A 17,115-nucleotide genomic window follows, 5' to 3' on the forward strand; every position below is an offset into this window, starting at 1 on the left:
GGCGTGACTGACACGCCGGCTCTTAAGAGTCTGCTGCACAACTGGCTGCAGCAGACTCCTGAAGGGTTGAGTGAGTATGAACTCATCCAGCGTCTTAAGTCGCCTGAGGCTGGCATCTATCCACCCTCCCTGGATCTGTCGGATCCCCTTGTCCTGTTTAAGAGCCACTTTTTGCTGTTCAACCAGCTGTATGGCCTGCGTGATGAATTACGCCGCACCGGACTGGGTGACCTGCTGATTTCGGCCAGCCGGATCCAATTGTTACCTGCCACGGCAGGTAGCCCGGGAATCGCCTCACAGGATAGCCTGCGGGACTACTATATGGATTGGCAGCATTTCGAGCAGAGCAGTCGCGAGGGGGTGACAGATCTGCTGGATGATTTCTGGCGGCGGATGGCCGGTGTCCTGTCAGAAGACGAGCGCAGGGAAGCACTGCGTATTCTTGAGTTACCGGAAGATGCAGATACCCGGCAGATACGCCGCCAGTACAAGCGCCTGATGCACAAGCATCATCCGGACAAGGGAGGGGAAGGGCAACGCAGCCGGGCGCTGACCGAGGCTTACAGAAAACTGCTCTGAAGCCTGCCGCCCTGCCATCCTTCTGGGGGTACCTTAGTCGATTCACCGACGGTCAGGGTAGCCACCACAGTATTCAGATTTCGCGACGCCTGATGTACGGCATTGGAGACATCTTTTCTAGAGGAAAGCTGCATGTAATGCTCCGAAGAGTCCGCTACCCGTTCCACACAAGCTTGCATTTGCCCCAGCACGGACGATTGTTCTGCCGACACCTGATTGAGCTCATTGACGACCTTACCCATTTCGGACACCTCTGCCACCAATTCATGCAGTCGCCCCAGGGCATTGCTGGCTTCCTGCGCGTTGGCCTGACACAGGGCATTCCCTTGTTGCATGGCTGCCACCGCGCCGGCGGAATCCCGGGCGAAGCTATCGAGCATGCTCTGTATGTCGGCAGTGGAAGACTGGGTCTTGGAGGCAAGGGTCCTGACTTCGTCTGCTACCACGGCAAAGCCCCGTCCCTGCTCACCGGCACGGGCTGCTTCGATCGCGGCGTTCAGGGCCAGCAGGTTGGTTTGGTCGGCAATCTCATTGATGACCCCCACGACTTTGGTGATGTTGATACTCTTGGTTTGCAGATCTTCGATCATCCGGCTGGTTTGTGCTGTGTTGCTGACAAGGCGACTGAAGCCTTCATTGGCTTTGTCAAAGATACCGAAGCAGGCATCCACGCTTTGCCTAGCCCGGGAGGTGGAGTCTGAGACCTGCGTTGTAACCCGTTGCAGTCCGGCCACAATCCGGGTCAGCTCCTGCATACCGGATTGTAGCTGGTCTGATACCTGCTGTTGTCCGGTGGCGCCGTCACTGATCATTTTGCTGATCTCGTTCAGGGCCTCGAATGACTGACTGACATCCTGCTCTGCCTGTCTTAGCAGGTCAACTGTCCCAATCATGCGGGCCTGCATATGCCGGGTGGCACTGGCCAGCTTGCCCAGTTCGTGGCCACTGTGGTATGTCACCGGCTCTTCATACTGGCAGTTCATCAGCCCATGCACGCCGTTGGTGATCAGCCTGGTCGGGTTGATCACGTTTTGCCGCAACACATACATGACCAATGCCACGGTGGCAAAAGACAAGGTCAGGCAAAGCAACAGAATGGACCGGATCCCGCTCTGAGTAGCTTGCTCCAGGGCATGCATTTGCTCCTTTGCGTGGCTGGCGATGTTTTGTTCCAGCTTGGCCAGCCGTGCGGCAGGCTCACGGTCCATGCCCTTGACCACCCGATCGCCGAACTTGGGCTCGAAGCCTGCCTGGATAAACTGTTGCAGGCCTGAACGATATTGTTGGGCCATGGTCAGGTGAGCCTGACGGAAGGTGTCAATATCAGTCAGTATGGTTGTTGGCAAATTGTAGTGTCGCTGAAGATCATCCAACTGCTGTTGGATCTTTTCTTCCTGGGCAACGAAACTGCCCCAGTATTTATCCAGATTTTTCTGCTCGTAGCCGCGCAGCAGCACATTCTTCCATTCCTGGACCTGGGTCTTGAAATTGGCCAGCACACTGGAAGCCAGGCGTTCTGCGGCGATGGTGCCGGACTCCAACTGCTTGAACTGATTGACAATCCGGTGACTTTGGTACAGGGAAGCCATATTCAGCAGGATCATGACAACAAGACCGAATAAGACGGGAAGAGAAATGATGTGGCTGAGTTTTTTCAAGATCGTACTCCGATGGAAAAGCCTGGTCGGGTTGGCCCGGGCTGCGGTGGGCGCAGACTAATGCACAATTGTGACAGTCTGATTAAAGCAGCGGGCAGCAAAGGAAGGGCCGCTACCTGCGGCAAGCGATAAACAAACAGAACTTGATTGGGAAAGGTGAAGATGTTAAAAAGTCAATATTGGTTATAAATATTGATGTTAGATGAAAGTAAAGAAATCCTTACGATCCTTGCTTAAGACTTCCCGATACTGCTGATCTTTTCTGCCGGAGTGTCAATCCGGTGCCATAATTCTGTTGTTCCACGCACGCCCAGTTTACAGGTAACCACCATGTTCAAAGACGCCATCAATAACGTTCACGTATCAGGTGAACAAGTTCTCATCACTCCCGACGCCCTGGCCAGGGAAATGCCGGTCAGCGAGCGGGCATTGAATGCCATTCAGCAATCCCGGGCCACTATCGCCGATATTTTGCACAGACGGGACCATCGCATGCTGGTGGTCTGCGGTCCCTGTTCGATACATGATATTGAGGCGGCCAAGGAATACGCCCGCAAGCTTAAGGAACTGCACGAAGAGACCAAGGACACCCTGTATATCGTAATGCGCGTTTACTTTGAGAAGCCCCGTACCACTGTAGGCTGGAAGGGGATGATCAATGACCCGCATCTGGACGGTACTTTTGATATTGAAGCGGGCTTGCGTAAGGCAAGGGAACTGCTCATCTGGTTGTCGGAACTGGAGATGCCGGTGGCCACAGAGGCTCTGGATCCCATCAGTCCCCAGTACCTGTCGGAGTTGTTTGCCTGGGCCGCCATTGGCGCCAGGACCTCGGAGTCCCAGACACATCGCGAAATGGCCAGCGGCCTGTCGGTGCCGGTGGGATTCAAGAACGGCACGGACGGCAGCCTCGATATTGCCATCAACGCCCTGCAATCGGCGGCATCCGGGCATAGCTTCATGGGGATCAACAAACAAGGACAGGTCAGCATCATTCAGACCCAGGGCAACCCCGACGGTCATATCATCCTGCGTGGCGGTAAACAGCCCAACTATGATTCGGTCTGCGTTGCCGAGTGCGAACAGCAGCTCAAAGCGGCAGGCTTGCGGGCCGGCCTGGTGGTGGACTGCAGTCATGCCAACTCCAATAAGGACTATCGTCGGCAGCCACTGGTGGCCACCAATGTGATGAACCAGATTCTGGAAGGCAACCAATCCATTATCGGTATTATGCTGGAAAGCCATCTGAATCCCGGCAATCAGAGCAATAGCGGCAAGACCCTGGAAGAGCTGGAATATGGTGTTTCCATTACCGACGGTTGCATCGACTGGACCAGCACGGAAAAACTGCTCAAGCAGATTCGCGACAAGCTGATCACTGTGCTGCCCATGCGGATGAAAAAATTGCGTCAGGCCAGTTGATCATGACCGCCGCTGTGGACCCTTTAAAGGCGCTGCGTGAGCAGATCGACGACCTGGACAGCCAGTTGGTGGATCTGTTGACTAAACGGCTGGCGGTGACCCGTCAGGTAGGTGAAGTCAAAAGCCGGATCGGCATGCCCATCTATGTCCCTGTCCGGGAAGCGGAGCTGATCGAAAAGCGTCGGGCCGAGGCCGAAGCCCGCGGCCTGTCCCCGGCACTGATTGAAGATCTGCTGCGCCGTATTATGCGCGAGTCCTATCAGAGCCAGCACCAGCGCTACCGCTGCTTTCATCCTGAGCTGGGCAAGGCCGTGGTGATAGGGGGGGCCGGGGCTCTGGGCAGTGTCTTTGTTGAGATGTTGCAGATCAGCGGCTATCAGGTCGAGATTCTGGAGCAGCCGGACTGGCCACGGGCTGGTGAGATTTTCAACGGGGCCGGGTTGGTGTTGGTCTCGGTGCCACTTAATCTGACCGAACAGATTATCTCGCAACTGGGGAATTTGCCCGAGGACTGTTTGCTGGCGGACATTACCAGCACCAAGTCCGGTCCGCTGGACGCTATGCTTAAGGTGCACAAGGGGCCTGTGGTGGGGTTGCACCCTATGTTCGGTCCCGACGTGTCCAGTCTGGTCAAGCAGGTTGTGGTGGTGTGCCATGGTCGCCAACAGGAGAAATATCAGTGGCTGCTGGAGCAGATGAAGAGCTGGGGCGTCCTGTTGTACGAAAGCACGGCCCGGGAGCATGATGATGCCATGGCCTTTATCCAGGTCATGCGTCACTTCAGCTCTTTCGTCTACGGGGCTCATCTGGCGGGTGAAAATCCCAACCTAGAGCAACTTATCCAGTTCAGCTCCCCCATCTACCGGCTGGAACTGGCCATGGTGGGTCGTTTATTTGCCCAGTCCCCGGATCTGTACGCCGATATTATTTTCAACAATCCGGACAATATTCAGTTACTCAAGCGTTTTCGCCAACGCTTCGATGATGCCCTGGCCTTGCTTGAACAGGGGGACAAAGGATCCTTTATCAAGGAATTCTTCCATATCGGCCAGTGGTTCGGTGATTTTGCCAAGAAAAGCCTGGTGGAAAGCAAAAAGCTGTTGCTAAAAGCGGATGACGATCGGTCTTAAGTGCTGCAGTTAAAAACGCCCCGTTAACGCCGAAACAGGGCGTGTACGCTGAATGTCAGGATTAACAGTATGCCAAGACCGGTGTGCAGTAAGGCGGTGGCCACCTGCAGTTCGCTACTGCCGGCGTAGTACAATCCCAGTGCCGTGGCACCGAGCAGCACCAGGGTCAGGGCATTGATTGTCCCTGACAGCCTGTGTCTGGCCCGTCGCCAGTTGTTGCGCATATGGGTTTGCCACAATGCCCCCACTAGCAGGCTGAGTACCCAGCCGGCCAGGGCATGAGTAAAGAGCACAGGCACTTGCAGTGACCCGGAAAGTCGCCAATCCACAGGGGTATCCAGCTTAAATTCCAACATGGTGGGGATCAATAACAGGCCACTGGTTAATCCACTGATTAGCGCGAGCAGCAACAGGGGATAGAAGAAGTGAGGATAGCTTTTTATTTTTAACATAGTCAGGACTTATCCAACGGGGACATCAGGTGCTGTAGTACCAGCATTCACTATCTTACCTTTTAATTGGCCAATAATCTCCTTTGCGCTGGCGGCGTCCAGACCGGCAGCGACTTTGGTCAGGGCATCGGCCCGCCAGGTAAATCTGGCCCAAACAGTGATAATGTCGTCGCCGGTCACCGGGCTATCCGTGGCGGTGATCAAGGTAGCAGGGAAGTCCGCTATCCAATGCTTTGACAGCCGGGAGCTGGCCACCGCCCCGCTCGACAGTCCGACGGGAGAGTGATAGCCGTCAAGGCCCCTGATATGCACAGAAAGTCGTTGTTGACCGAACACCCGCATATCTCCCCCGGCATTCACCCAGCCACGGGTAATGCCTGCCTGTTTCAGGGCACAGACCGCCCGGTCAACCGCATAGCCCTTGGCGATACCATCGAGGGTCAATAGCACCGGCCGTCTGAGTCTTACCTGGTTGTGCCGAAATTCAATGTCTGTGTGGCAGCCCCTGTCCAGATAGGGATGGCTCACATAACAGGGCAATCTCCCTTTACGGGTCAGCTCGCCGCCCACTGTCATGTTAAATCTGTCGCCGCTCAGCCGCCCCAGTATGGCACCCAGTCTGAGGACCCGGCGCGTGTGATGGTGCAGGGGCAGCCAGTCTCCGGGGCGGCGGTTCAGTTGTGTTAATTCACTGTCAGGTGCATGACCGTTCAGCAGCGTCTCGATTTGGCCGATGGCGGAAAAGGCCTGTGCCAAACAACTGGCCGAACCGGCCTGTTCGATGGTTTCAAAGCCCACCTCGACAAAGGTACCGAGCAGCGGTCTGACGCGTCTGACAATCAAGGCAGCAACCTGTCTAACTGGATTTACTCAGGTACTCGTTATGGATCACCAACAGGCGTTTCATGCCATCTGTGAGATTACGGCAGCTCAGGGTGGCACCACTGATATTGGCGATATCATCACCGAGTTTGAAGGAAGCCTGTACATCCTTTCCTTTGAATTGCTGACGCCAGGAAGCCTGTCTGACTTCATCGCCATGGGTTTCCCGGTAACTCATAATCTCCATACCCAGCACCTTACCTTGTGGGGACAGCGCCACTGCATAGGTGATGTACTCATGTTTACCGACCACATCATCGACGATAAACCAGCCGATCAACTCGCCGCCGGCTTCCACCCGCCAGACTGGCTGTTGGTCCTGGCGCTGCCTGACCCCGGCAAGTTCCTTGATTCGGTCTTTATCTTCGTCACTCAGCGACAAGGGACTTTCGATAAACTTTTGTGCTTCGGGAAACAGCGCTTGTTGAGCATCGGTGACAGAAAAATAGTTGACTGCATAAGCTGGAACAGACAACGCGGCGATAGGATAAAGCCACAGGCTGTTCAGGCCGTTGAAGTTCATTTTTGATCTCCTTTGCAAGCAAAGGCCCGCGTCATTGGCGGGCCTGTTTGGTCAGAAATTGAATGCTACCACCAATTTCACTTCATTCTTGGTCTTTTCAATCAGATGCAGATCATCATCCAACTGACTTTCGTATTGCTCGCCGCCGCCACTAAGCTGGTTAAACCAGGTCAGGGTCGCCCACCAGTCGGCGGCGCCATAGTGAATTGACGGACCGGCAAACCAGGACCAACGCTCCTGACCGACTTCGGTTTCAAATTCCGTCTCGTAGAAGGTTTCCAGGCCGATAAACCAGTTGGGTGCAAAACGATAGCTCAGGCCGGAGCCCAGCTTCAGCTCAATTTCCATCTCGGGATCTGTTGGCCATTCGAAGTCTTCAGGCAGATCGCTGATCTCGGCGCGGTCGGCGTAAGTGGCTTCCACGCCTGCGTTGGCGGCCCATATCAGTTCCCCTTCGAGGAAGTATTTTTGTGCCAGCAGTTCGGTTTCCAGCGAGTAGGTGTCTTTGTCCTGCCCGGAATGGGGATCCACCCAGTCATAGTTAAAGCTCATGTAACCGGCCAGACCGATGTCATCCAGGGCCGGGCTTAAGAACATATATTTCATCGAGCCTTCCAAACCGGAAAACTTCAGGCCTGAGTCTACTGCCTTGGGCAGGTAACCGTCGATAATAAGACCGGACGTCTCAAGACTCTGCATTTTTATGGCGGCGCCGGCGGAAAATCGGTTGCTGACCCCATATTCCAGTTCTGTCGACAGATTGTAAGCCGTATAGTCACCCTGGCCCTTATCTGAGCGACGTTTAATGATTTGGTAAAGCTCCATTGCCCCCTGAGGCAGTGTTTCGGCCCCTTTTACAAAGCCAAAGAGGCTTTCTGTGGACTGGGCTGGTGCCGTTAAACCCAAGCTCAACGCCATACTAAGGGTTAGGGTCGACAGACGGGCAGTAAAAGACATGCATTCCTCCATTTATACGCGGTTCTTATCTAGTAGGAGGCGGAATATATGCTTCTGCTTATATAAATGCAAATGATTATCAAATGATGGTAGCCGTTTGAACTAAGACCGGCGGGTGCGAGAAACCTCTGTTGAGCGCTGCAGGTCACTGCGGGATGGGGTCCGCCAGACAGGGGAGCATGAACAACGCTGTGCCAGCAGCTTGCGGCTAAGAGTAGTGCGGGGCCTTACCCGTTAGTCTTGGCTGGCTGAGTCAGACGGGACCAGTTTTGCTCGCCTGCCCACCCAGATTGCATGGACAATACCGAACAGCCAACTGCCCACCAGAAGATAGGTGGAAAACTGGAGTAAGCTTGTATCGGCCTGCTCGGATTGTTGCGCTAACGCCGCCGAGACAGAGGCAAGGTCGGCGCCGATGTGACCACTGATAATCCGGTCGGTAATCTCCTGCGCTTTGCTGACTGCGTCGGAAATCAACAGCGTTAGAGACAGCAGGCTTGTCACCATAAGCAGTGCGCCAGCGGCATAGCGTTTGAGCAGAAACTGCCCGGTGCCCGGAAACAGCAGGGCGGACAGCAGCACTGCTTTGGTGGTTCTCGTCATATTGCACACCCATCCACAATCACGTTAATCAACCTTAGAAGAACCTCAGACAAGCATAGTGGCTGTTTGTCACAAAAAATGTTGAACAGGGCCTGTCCTATTTCCATGGGGCAGAACCGGCAACGGCATGCCGAAAACCGGTAAAATGCCTGTCCGTGTGGCGTCGGCCAGGCTGGTCTTCAGATAATGGCAAGGGGGCCGCCGAACCCTGATTATGTCAGCCAGTGAATCAGCCGTTTCAGGCCGCGCCTTGGCGTGGCGGGCATGTTGGGGTTGACGGCACCGATGCGCACTAAAATCTGCTGGGTACCCTGATTGATCAGTTGCTGCAACTTGTCTCGCACACCAGCCACCTGAATTGGCTGATTCAGGTAGTCGGCGGCCAAGCCCTCCTTGCAGCCCACCAGCAGCAGCCGTTGCAGCGCCTGGCTCGCATGCAGCCAGAAACGCGGTTCATCGTCCTCGGTCCTCAGTAAACCAAGGAGCGGGGTCACTTTTGCCAGCTCGGCATACCTGGCCGACACGGCCTCTCCCCGGTTGAATAACTGGGCAACATAGCGAGACATGGATTCTTCTTAGTTTGGCACCGTCAGTCCTTCGTCACGCGATTTGTGGCCTTTCTGATGATGTGGCTACCGAAAATTACACTGGTCTGGTGAGAAGGTCGAGGCCCGGGACATTCCGTCCGGGCCTGAACTTATTGCCGCAGGGCACTGGCCGCTGCTACCCGGGTCGGAATAACCTCTTCGGTGGGATAACAGCCAAGAATCTTCAGGTAGCGGGTCATGCCGCGCAGGCTTTCCAGTGCCGACTGCATGGGCCCGTCCTGTAGGTTGCCCTCCACATCAATATAGAACATCTCTTCCCAGGGGTTGCCGTTAATAGGCCGGGATTCCAGCTTGGTCATATTGATTTGGTTGTCCCTCAGTACCAACAGGGCTTCCACCAGCGCACCGGGCTTTTGCACCGTGCTCATCACTAACGTGGTCTTGGATGGGATCTGTAAGGGCACATTCACCGCCTTGCGTGACACCACGATAAAACGGCTGTGGTTTTCCTTTTGGTTGGCCAGATTGGACTTAATCGGTGTCAGACCATACAGGGCACCGCCGGCTGCACTGCCGATAGCGGCGACAGCCGGATCCTTCAACTCGTTGGCTTTTAGCATCGCCGCCGAGGTGCTGTCGGTGGGCTTAACCTCGATATTGCCCAGCTCTGCCAGAAAATGGCTGCACTGGGAAAACACCTGGGGATGGGCGTAGAGTGTTTTTAACTGGCTGATGTCCGTCTCGGCAGCCACCAGCAGGGCATGTTCCACCGGATGGGTCAGCTCGCCGATAATGGACAGGCTGGTGTGCTGCAGCAGGTCATAGACCTCATTAATACTGCCAGAAGACGTGTTCTCAATCGGCAGCACCGCATAATCGGCCTCAGCGGACTCCACCTTGGCGACAATCTCGTCAAAGCTCTGACAGCCCATTTCCATCAGCTCACCGGGGCGGCGGGAGAAATATTTCTGTGTGGCCAGATAACTGTAGGATCCTTTATCACCCAGAAACGCCACCCGGTTAAGGGGGAGATCGTTGTCCGGATTGGCTTTCTGCGCCAGCAGCATCTGCTGATTAAGCACTGAGTCTTCAATAATTACATGAAACAACTGAGTTACGTACTGAGGAGTCAGACCCATCCCCTGGCCTTGCTTGATCAGCTTGATCAGCAGCTGCTCTTCACGCAAGGGATCGCGCACCTGCAGATGGGCCCTGATTTTGGTTTCGGCCACCTGATTGGTCAGTTGCTGGCGATCAGCCAACAGCTTCAGCAATTGGCCATCCAGTTGGCTGATATTGTCTCGGATCTGTTCCAGTTGTGTCTGATAATCGCTCATCTGTTATTCCTGTGGATGATAAAAACCGGCAAAAAAAAACCTCCCGGCGGGGAGGTTTTTTGGTTTGCTTTCGTGCAGCCCTTAACCTCCCGGGATGGGTGAGGTAAAAAAGAAACCGAAAGCAAGAGTAAATCTGTTCATAAACTCGAATTTATGGCACCCGTCGGCCCTCGTCAACCTTTATGTCACTGGCCGCTCAATTACTTGGTACTAAGGTCAAACGATATTGAATATCACCGGGCAACATACCGGTTGCCTGACCCGTACGCCAGCCCTCATGGCCCACACCAAAGTATGGAGACAAGGGATGGCCGGCCTGGCTCGAAGGCATATGGAAAATAGCCTTGTCCTCATGGCCAGGCGCTACCACCAGACGTTGCGACGCGCCAAAGGCATTGCGGGCCACCCTTGGCATAAAGCTGTCGCCGGCAAGGGGCATCGCCGGCATGTCCGTCAGTTTACCCAGCAGGGGTACAAAAGCACTGAGGGGATGACGGATTTCGACCTGGTTAAACTGACCCCAGTTCAGTTGCCGCCAGTCCCCATAATCCTCATCCAGTCCGGCCAATGTATCGGTCAGGGCCATGTTGAACAACTCCTGCCAGCTGTTGAAATCGGACGGCACCAGGTGGGCGGGACGGGCGGAGACCAGTTGCCACAGGGGCACTTCCAATTGGTTGCGTACCGAATTGAAATCGAATCTGTCTGATTGCTCCAGCATCGCCCGGTTGAGATCCTGATACACCTTGTCACGTACATTGAGCCGGAACTGACGAACCAGCAGGTAGCCCAGATCGTCCTCGGCGGCATGTCCGCTCCAGTCCTTCAGCGCCTGTCTGATGTCATCCAACTGCGGATGCTGGCTGCCGGGCACGACCACATTGAGCAATAGTTCCCGCCAGGGGCTCAGGAATACTGCTTCGTCATCCAGTTGAATGGCCAGTAAGTCCTGCTCGCTGAACCGCTCTTTGGCAAACAGATCGTCACGGATCTGGCGGCTCCTGGCCCCCAGGGCGTAGCCGCCGTCACCAATCTTATCGTACATGCTTCCGCCTACCACACGGGAATTGGCAGTCCACAGTCTGTGCTGTTCGGGATTCAGTAGTCTGGGGTAATCCTCCGCATGACGATAGCCTGCCCAGCCCTGGTTGCCCTGACTCCAGTCGCTGATATAACGACCATCGTAGCCGAATCGAATCGGCATGGCGCCGGCAACGGTCCAGCCGATATTGCCCTGACTGTCCGCCATGACCAGATTCTGGGCAGGTATGCCTGCCCTGGCGCCCACGGCAAAGCCGTCCTCAACGGTTCTGGCCTGCTCCATGCCAATCAGATTCATATTGGCACCCTCTGGATCATGGGCCACCCACCGGTAGGCCAGCAGATTACCTTCGGCATCCTCCCCAATAACCGGTCCCCAGATAGTTTCCCTGAACGTGTGCGTCACAGCAGGTTGCCCTTTGACTCTTATCGTCTCGTTAACAGGCTGAAAAGACAGATATCCCTCCGGGGTCAGGTATTTTTCACCAGTCTCGTCCAACTGCAGGCGAATCAAATCACTCCAGTCACCGTAGCTGTTGGTGAAACCCCAGGCCAGATGGCCATTGCTCCCCACCACCATCAGTGGCGTGCCGGGCAGGGTCACGCCGGTAATCTGGTGGGTCCGGTCTGCTTCTGTCCAGTTAAACTGGGCCTTGTACCAGATATTGGGCACTCTGATGCCCAGATGCATGTCGTCGGCCAGCATCGCCGACCGGTAGGGTGTGAGTTCACCGCTGACCGCCCAGTTATTGCTGCCAACCAGCCTGTCTTCGCTTTCTCCATCCAGTTGCACCAGTTCCTGGGAGTGGCTTTGCGGCCACTTTTCCGCCGGAATGGCGCTGGGGGCCCGAATGCTGTTATCGATGGGCGCATCCCACTCGCTGCCAGCCGGGTGTAAGAAGGCGTAAAGTCCGTCAGGCAGATGGTCACGCATCAGGGTCAGGCTGAAATCCCGGCTACCGTCATCGTCCTGCAAGTCCAGATACATACTGTACAAGGTCAGCAGAGTATCGGCCGGTTGCCAGGAAACGAGTTCAGACTGCAGCAGATAGTATTCAAATGGCTTGGCGGACAGGCTCGCCAGACCCTGGTTAACGCCCTCTGTATAGGCAAGAATCAGTTGTCGATGGTCGGCAGAGAGGTTTTCAATCAGTTGTTCCGCCCGGTGGCGAAAACGATGGAGACGGATTTTCCTGTCGTAATCCAGCGCCGCCTCACCAAACAGGGCCGACAGTTCGCCGGCACTGTTGCGTCTGAGCAGGTCCATCTGGAAAAAGCGTTCCTGGCCATGGGCAAAGCCGGTGGCCCTGGCCAGATCCAGTCGGTTGCCGGCACTCAGCACCGCCATACCCCCGGCATCCCGTTCCAGTGTTGCCGTCTGCGTCAGCCCTTTCATAGGTTGCTCGCCATCCAGGGACGGCAGGCTGGCGCGCAACAATCCATAAGCGGCCACACAGAGACCCGTCAGTAATACCAGTAAAAAGAGGAACAGTTTTTTGAATAACGAAGAAGAGCGGACGGGCATGGGAAGTCCTTGTTGTTATTTTGCCCCATCTTATGCAGAAAAACGGACAAACTGAAGCCTTCTTCGCTGAAAAGGCGGCGATTGTCATCGCCACCGCTGACTTTAGTGCCCCAGCAGGGACATCAGCATTTTTCTGACTTCGGCTGACTCGAAGGGCTTGTCACAGAGTGCATTGACCCCGGTCTGCTGAATATTGGCCATATGGGCGCTATTGGCTTCGGAGGTGACCATAATAATGGGAATATGGGCCGTATCCGGATTAAAGCGGACAAATTCCGACAGCTCCCGGCCGTCCATTTCCGGCATGTTGTAGTCCGTGACCAGCAAATCGAAGGTATGATCCTTGAGCAGGGTCAGGGCCATGGCACCATTTTCGGCCTCGATGATCTTCTGCAGGCCCATGCCTTCCAGCACCCGACGGATATGGTTGCGCGCCAGGCGGCTGTCATCCACCAGCAGTACCCGGACTTCGTGGATGTCGAACAGCTCCAGTTCCAGCTCTTCAGTATTAATCAGGTCCAGGGTGGCATTCAGCGCCCGGTTTAAATGCACCGGCTCAAAGGGCTTGGGCAGGATTGCGACCACTCCGGCCTGTTTGAATTCTTCCAGTTTGGCCGGGCGAAACTCACTGGATACCAGCATAAAGGGTAAAGACTGGGTTTTGCTGTTCTGCTTGATGGCTTTGAGCAGGTCCAGGCCGGTGCCATCTTCAAAATACATAGCGCTGACCACCAGGTCGACGCCGTGTTTGTGGATTATATCCAGTGCAGTTTTGACACTGCCGGCACTCTCGATCTGCCCGATGTCTTCCCTGGCCAGCATACCAGTGATGATCTTGCGCTGGGTGTCGGAGGGTTCAACCAGCAGTATGTTTAATTCGGAACGGGAAATATGCTCCATGGGGATTCCTTAAATGGGAAATTGATGAGTCAGCCACCGGCCAGTTTTACCTGTAGTCCTTTCTTTTCCAGTATGGCCTTGATCTTGTCGCGGTTGTCGCCCTGAATCTCGATTACCTGATCCTTAACGGTGCCGCCTGTACCGCACAGCTTTTTCAAATCGGCGCACAGTTGTTTGATTTGTTCGTCTTCCATCAACATACCGGACACTGTGGTTACGCCTTTGCCTTTGCGGCCTTTTGTTTCACGGCGAATCCGGATAATGCCATCGCCGCTTGGTTTGGCCCTGACCGGGGCGTCGGGTTCAACCCGGCCCGATTCGGTCGAATAGACCAGATAATTGTCTTTCATATGAGGACTCTTGACTGAATTGTCTACCCTGAGATCTTAACCAATGGTCGGGGCTTTTTATAGCTCTGCATTGAACTTATCGCCCAGGAGCTGTTTGAGCAACTCAAGGTTGGCCGCCAAGGAGGCATAACGTACAATGCCCTTGAATCGAAACAGATGAATTTATCATTTTGAACAGGAACTTAGCGCCTATGAACCAATATACGTTGCGACTGGCCCGGAGTAATGACCTTGAAGCGTTGACGGAGTTTAACCAGGCCATGGCGCTGGAGACCGAAGGTAAACAGCTCGACACACAAACGCTACGCAGTGGGGTGGCAGGTATGCTCAACCAACCCCACTTTGGATTTTATCTGGTAGCCGAACAGGAAGGGGAAATTGTCGGCAGTCTGGCCGTGACCTTTGAGTGGAGTGACTGGCGTAACAAACTGTTCTGGTGGATCCAGAGTGTCTACGTGCGGCCCCAGTCACGCCGCCAGGGCATCTATTCAGCCTTGTATACCCGGGTCAGGGAAATGGCGCTTGAACAGGGCAATGTCTGCGGATTCAGGCTTTACGTGGAGAAGGAGAATGAAATCGCCCAGGCCACCTATCAGAAACTGGGTATGCAGGAATGTCAGTATTTTATGTTCGAGAGTAAAGCTTGAAGCCTACGCCTGGGCGCTAGAGGTTATTGAGAATTATTATCAAAAAAGTTTGCCTCTGGGACCGATCTATCGATTCTAAGGAATAAGATACGTAAGTTACTGACCCTTGCCGTGGCCAGCTTAGTGATGGGGGCGCCTGCAATACAGGCCGCCGATGAGGTTAATGTCTACTCTGCCCGTACAGAGGCATTGATCAAACCTGTCCTGGATGCTGCAGTGGGATGAGCCATACAGCCTCTACCATGGGCCAGCCAATCGTCTGGTGGCGGACTTTATCGGCAAGGCTGCCTATCTGAGTGGCATGGTAGTGGATAGCCGGCATCGGGATACGGTCTTCGGTCGGATCCGTCTGCCGTTACCCCTGGCCGCCGAATCCGGACACTGGCTGCAGATGATGATTCGGCCCCATGAACTGACTCTGGGCGAAAAGGGACAACTGACCGGCCGGGTTCTCAGCCGCTGGTTTCGCGACACTGATACCCTCTATCTGGTGGAACTGCCCACAAGTGAAGAGTTGCTGGCTTCGGCTCCGTCCTCCCTGCACCTGGAAGAAGGGCAGCAAGTCGGCGTGACTTTGAATGCTACTCACCCCCTGTTATTTGATACCCAGAGCGCCCGCCGTCTTACCTGAGTCTGTTTTTGTTGCCTCTTGTCTGCCTTATTAACCTCTTGGCTGGTCTGATCATCTATGCTGACGTTAAAAATGGTGCAGTTGATATTGATTCGCATTATAACTTCTGTATTATCGCCTTATTCGATAGTGCACCCTGTTTCTGGTGCAAGGCTTGAAGGTTAAGAGGACACAATGTTAGCAACTAAAAAGACACTGCTCGCTGTTTTGGTTTCTCTGGGCTTAACCGCCTGTGGTGGTTCTGGCTCAGATCCGGCTCCCACGCCCACTCCCACTCCCACGCCCACACCGTCCAACAGTGCTCCAACTGACGTGACCCTGTCTGCCAGCAGCGTGATGGAAAATGCCCCTGGCGCCGAAATTGGCTCTCTCAGCGTGACCGATGCGGACAGCGGTGATACCCATACCTTCAGTGTCGATGATCAGCGCTTCGAAGTGGATGGCAGCACCCTTAAGCTGGTAGCTGAGCAAAAATTGAACTTCGAATCAGAGACCGAAATCACCCTGAATGTGACGGCCACCGACAGTGCCGGCGCCAGCTTTACCAAGGAGCTGACCCTGGAAGTGGGCGATGAGCTGGATTATTACGGCTTTGAGAGTCTGATCCCCGGCAGCTCAAGTGTGAATTACAGCGGGCAGATTGCCCGCCACTTGCTGATTAACGATCTGTATAACTTTATCGGCAGTGAACTGGGCGATCCGGATGCGTTTGAAGCGGCGGACACTTTCAACAGCCGTGCTGAGGTACTGGACCGTCTGATGCAGTTTTATCAGTTGGCGGACACGACAGAGTACGAAGAAGTCCATGGCTCACGTGAGCTCCTGACCACCACCACTCCCGATTCCCTGCAGGGCTTCCTGACCGAAGTATCCGGCAGTAAAAAGGATCTGAGCGAGAAGATTGCCGGTAACGATGCCGTCGGCCAGCACAAGGACTGGAACAGCGAATTTGCCGGCTGGGGCGCCACCGGCAGCACCACCCCAGAAGGCCTGGTAATGAGTCTCTTTAATGAACTGGCCGACAATGCTGAGCTGGAGTTATCCGGCACCCGTCGCCAGGATGCTGAAGGTAACGATCTGCCTATCTATCTGACCCAGGATGGCCGGGATCTCAAGCAGCTCATCCAGAAGTTTCTGCTGATGTCAGTGGCTTACTCCCAGGGCGTGGACGATTATCTGGATCACGATACAGAGGGCAAAGGCCTGCTGACCAGTAACACCGAGGCGGATTGCTCGGGAGCCTGCACTGTGCTGGAGCACCAATTTGACGAAGGTTTCGGTTACTTCGGCGCCGCCCGCGATTATCTGGATTATTCCGATGATGAAGTGGCCGGCAAAGACGGCCGTGACGACTGGCAAGGCCATCATGATACAGATGGTGACGGGGCTATCGATTTTAACGCTGAGTACAATTTTGGCCAGTCCACCAATGCGGCCAAGCGTGATCTGGGCGCGACAGTCGCCACCGACTTTTCCGCGAACGCCATGAACGCATTCCTGCAGGGACGCAAGATCATCGCCGATGCCGCCGCTGCCGGCCGTGAGCTGACCGATGATGAAATGACGGACCTGCTGGAAGCCCGCGATGAGGCCCTGGTTAACTGGGAGTACTCCATTGCCGCCACGGTAATCCACTATATCAACGACAGCCATGCGGATCTGAGCAAGCTTGCCAGCGATGCTTTCAGCCTGGCGGATCTGGCCAAGCACTGGTCGGAAATGAAAGGTTTTGCCCTGGGGCTGCAGTTCAATCGTTTTTCTCCCATGCTGGAAGATTTCGAACAATTGCACCAGTTGCTTGGCGATGCACCCGTTTTCCAGGGGGATGTGGAGGCTTATCAGGCCAATCTGATCCAGGCCCGTGATATGTTGCAGGCCGCCTACGGCTTTGAGCAACAGAATGTGGAAAACTGGTAAGCCAGATGCCCAA

At 54.9% G+C, this 17,115-nt stretch carries 17 protein-coding genes; 6 read left to right on the forward strand and 11 right to left on the reverse strand.

Annotated features, from left to right (window positions below; all coding sequences use genetic code 11):
- Positions 1–3: 3 nt before the first annotated feature.
- Positions 4–579, forward strand: coding sequence for a DNA-J related domain-containing protein (locus tag J0A66_RS16195; protein ID WP_206574888.1), 576 nt, complete (start codon positions 4–6; stop codon positions 577–579).
- On the opposite strand, the gene J0A66_RS16200 is transcribed toward J0A66_RS16195, so the two are convergent.
- A complete protein-coding gene (locus J0A66_RS16200) occupies positions 561–2,237 on the reverse strand; it encodes a methyl-accepting chemotaxis protein (protein WP_206574889.1) in 1,677 nt (558 codons plus the stop codon). The two genes, J0A66_RS16195 and J0A66_RS16200, sit on opposite strands and share 19 nt — an antisense overlap.
- A gap of 330 nt (positions 2,238–2,567) precedes the next feature.
- Between J0A66_RS16200 and J0A66_RS16205 the strand changes: the two genes are divergently transcribed.
- Both J0A66_RS16205 and tyrA read left to right on the forward strand, forming a co-directional pair.
- The gene (locus J0A66_RS16205) at positions 2,568–3,659 is read left to right on the forward strand and encodes a 3-deoxy-7-phosphoheptulonate synthase (protein WP_206574890.1); all 1,092 of its coding nucleotides are present in this window, start codon (positions 2,568–2,570) and stop codon (positions 3,657–3,659) included.
- A gap of 2 nt (positions 3,660–3,661) precedes the next feature.
- Complete coding sequence (gene tyrA / locus J0A66_RS16210) at positions 3,662–4,789, forward strand: bifunctional chorismate mutase/prephenate dehydrogenase (RefSeq protein ID WP_206574891.1); 1,128 nt, start codon at positions 3,662–3,664, stop codon at positions 4,787–4,789.
- A 23-nt stretch (positions 4,790–4,812) separates the two neighbouring features.
- Here the strand turns inward: tyrA and J0A66_RS16215 are convergent, their stop codons facing one another.
- The 10 genes from J0A66_RS16215 to yciH form a co-directional block, all read right to left on the reverse strand.
- A complete protein-coding gene (locus J0A66_RS16215; RefSeq protein ID WP_206574892.1) occupies positions 4,813–5,241 on the reverse strand; it encodes a hypothetical protein in 429 nt (142 codons plus the stop codon).
- A 9-nt stretch (positions 5,242–5,250) separates the two neighbouring features.
- Entirely contained in the window at positions 5,251–6,084 is an 834-nt protein-coding gene (locus J0A66_RS16220) for an FAD:protein FMN transferase (RefSeq protein ID WP_206574893.1), read from the reverse strand.
- 13 nt (positions 6,085–6,097) lie between these two features.
- Positions 6,098–6,646: an FMN-binding protein gene (locus tag J0A66_RS16225; protein WP_206574894.1), complete on the reverse strand. Its 549-nt coding sequence runs from the start codon at positions 6,644–6,646 to the stop codon at positions 6,098–6,100.
- Positions 6,647–6,697: 51 nt separating this feature from the next.
- Positions 6,698–7,603: a DUF6662 family protein gene (locus J0A66_RS16230; RefSeq protein WP_206574895.1), complete on the reverse strand. Its 906-nt coding sequence runs from the start codon at positions 7,601–7,603 to the stop codon at positions 6,698–6,700.
- Positions 7,604–7,837: 234 nt separating this feature from the next.
- Positions 7,838–8,206: a hypothetical protein gene (locus tag J0A66_RS16235; protein ID WP_206574896.1), complete on the reverse strand. Its 369-nt coding sequence runs from the start codon at positions 8,204–8,206 to the stop codon at positions 7,838–7,840.
- 212 nt (positions 8,207–8,418) lie between these two features.
- On the reverse strand, positions 8,419–8,772 hold the full coding sequence (locus J0A66_RS16240) for a hypothetical protein (RefSeq protein WP_206574897.1): 354 nt from the start codon (positions 8,770–8,772) through the stop codon (positions 8,419–8,421).
- A gap of 131 nt (positions 8,773–8,903) precedes the next feature.
- Positions 8,904–10,091 (reverse strand): chorismate mutase, encoded by a 1,188-nt coding sequence (locus J0A66_RS16245; RefSeq protein ID WP_206574898.1) that lies wholly within the window; start codon positions 10,089–10,091, stop codon positions 8,904–8,906.
- Positions 10,092–10,287: 196 nt separating this feature from the next.
- A complete protein-coding gene (locus J0A66_RS16250; RefSeq protein WP_206574899.1) occupies positions 10,288–12,657 on the reverse strand; it encodes a penicillin acylase family protein in 2,370 nt (789 codons plus the stop codon).
- 102 nt (positions 12,658–12,759) lie between these two features.
- Positions 12,760–13,557, reverse strand: coding sequence for a response regulator (locus tag J0A66_RS16255; protein ID WP_206574900.1), 798 nt, complete (start codon positions 13,555–13,557; stop codon positions 12,760–12,762).
- Positions 13,558–13,586: 29 nt separating this feature from the next.
- A complete protein-coding gene (gene yciH / locus J0A66_RS16260) occupies positions 13,587–13,907 on the reverse strand; it encodes a stress response translation initiation inhibitor YciH (RefSeq protein WP_206574901.1) in 321 nt (106 codons plus the stop codon).
- A 191-nt stretch (positions 13,908–14,098) separates the two neighbouring features.
- Between yciH and J0A66_RS16265 the strand changes: the two genes are divergently transcribed.
- The 3 genes from J0A66_RS16265 (at position 14,099) to J0A66_RS16275 (ending at position 17,102) form a co-directional block, all read left to right on the forward strand.
- Positions 14,099–14,554: a GNAT family N-acetyltransferase gene (locus tag J0A66_RS16265; RefSeq protein ID WP_206574902.1), complete on the forward strand. Its 456-nt coding sequence runs from the start codon at positions 14,099–14,101 to the stop codon at positions 14,552–14,554.
- A gap of 208 nt (positions 14,555–14,762) precedes the next feature.
- Positions 14,763–15,185 carry a TOBE domain-containing protein gene (locus J0A66_RS16270; protein ID WP_206574903.1) on the forward strand — a complete coding sequence of 141 codons (423 nt, stop codon included), beginning with the start codon at positions 14,763–14,765 and terminating at the stop codon, positions 15,183–15,185.
- A 174-nt stretch (positions 15,186–15,359) separates the two neighbouring features.
- Positions 15,360–17,102 (forward strand): cadherin repeat domain-containing protein, encoded by a 1,743-nt coding sequence (locus tag J0A66_RS16275; protein WP_206574904.1) that lies wholly within the window; start codon positions 15,360–15,362, stop codon positions 17,100–17,102.
- Positions 17,103–17,115: the final 13 nt, after the last annotated feature.

It is taken from the genome of Bowmanella dokdonensis (assembly GCF_017254865.1).
In the GTDB taxonomy this organism is placed as follows: Bacteria; Pseudomonadota; Gammaproteobacteria; order Enterobacterales; family Alteromonadaceae; genus Bowmanella; species Bowmanella dokdonensis.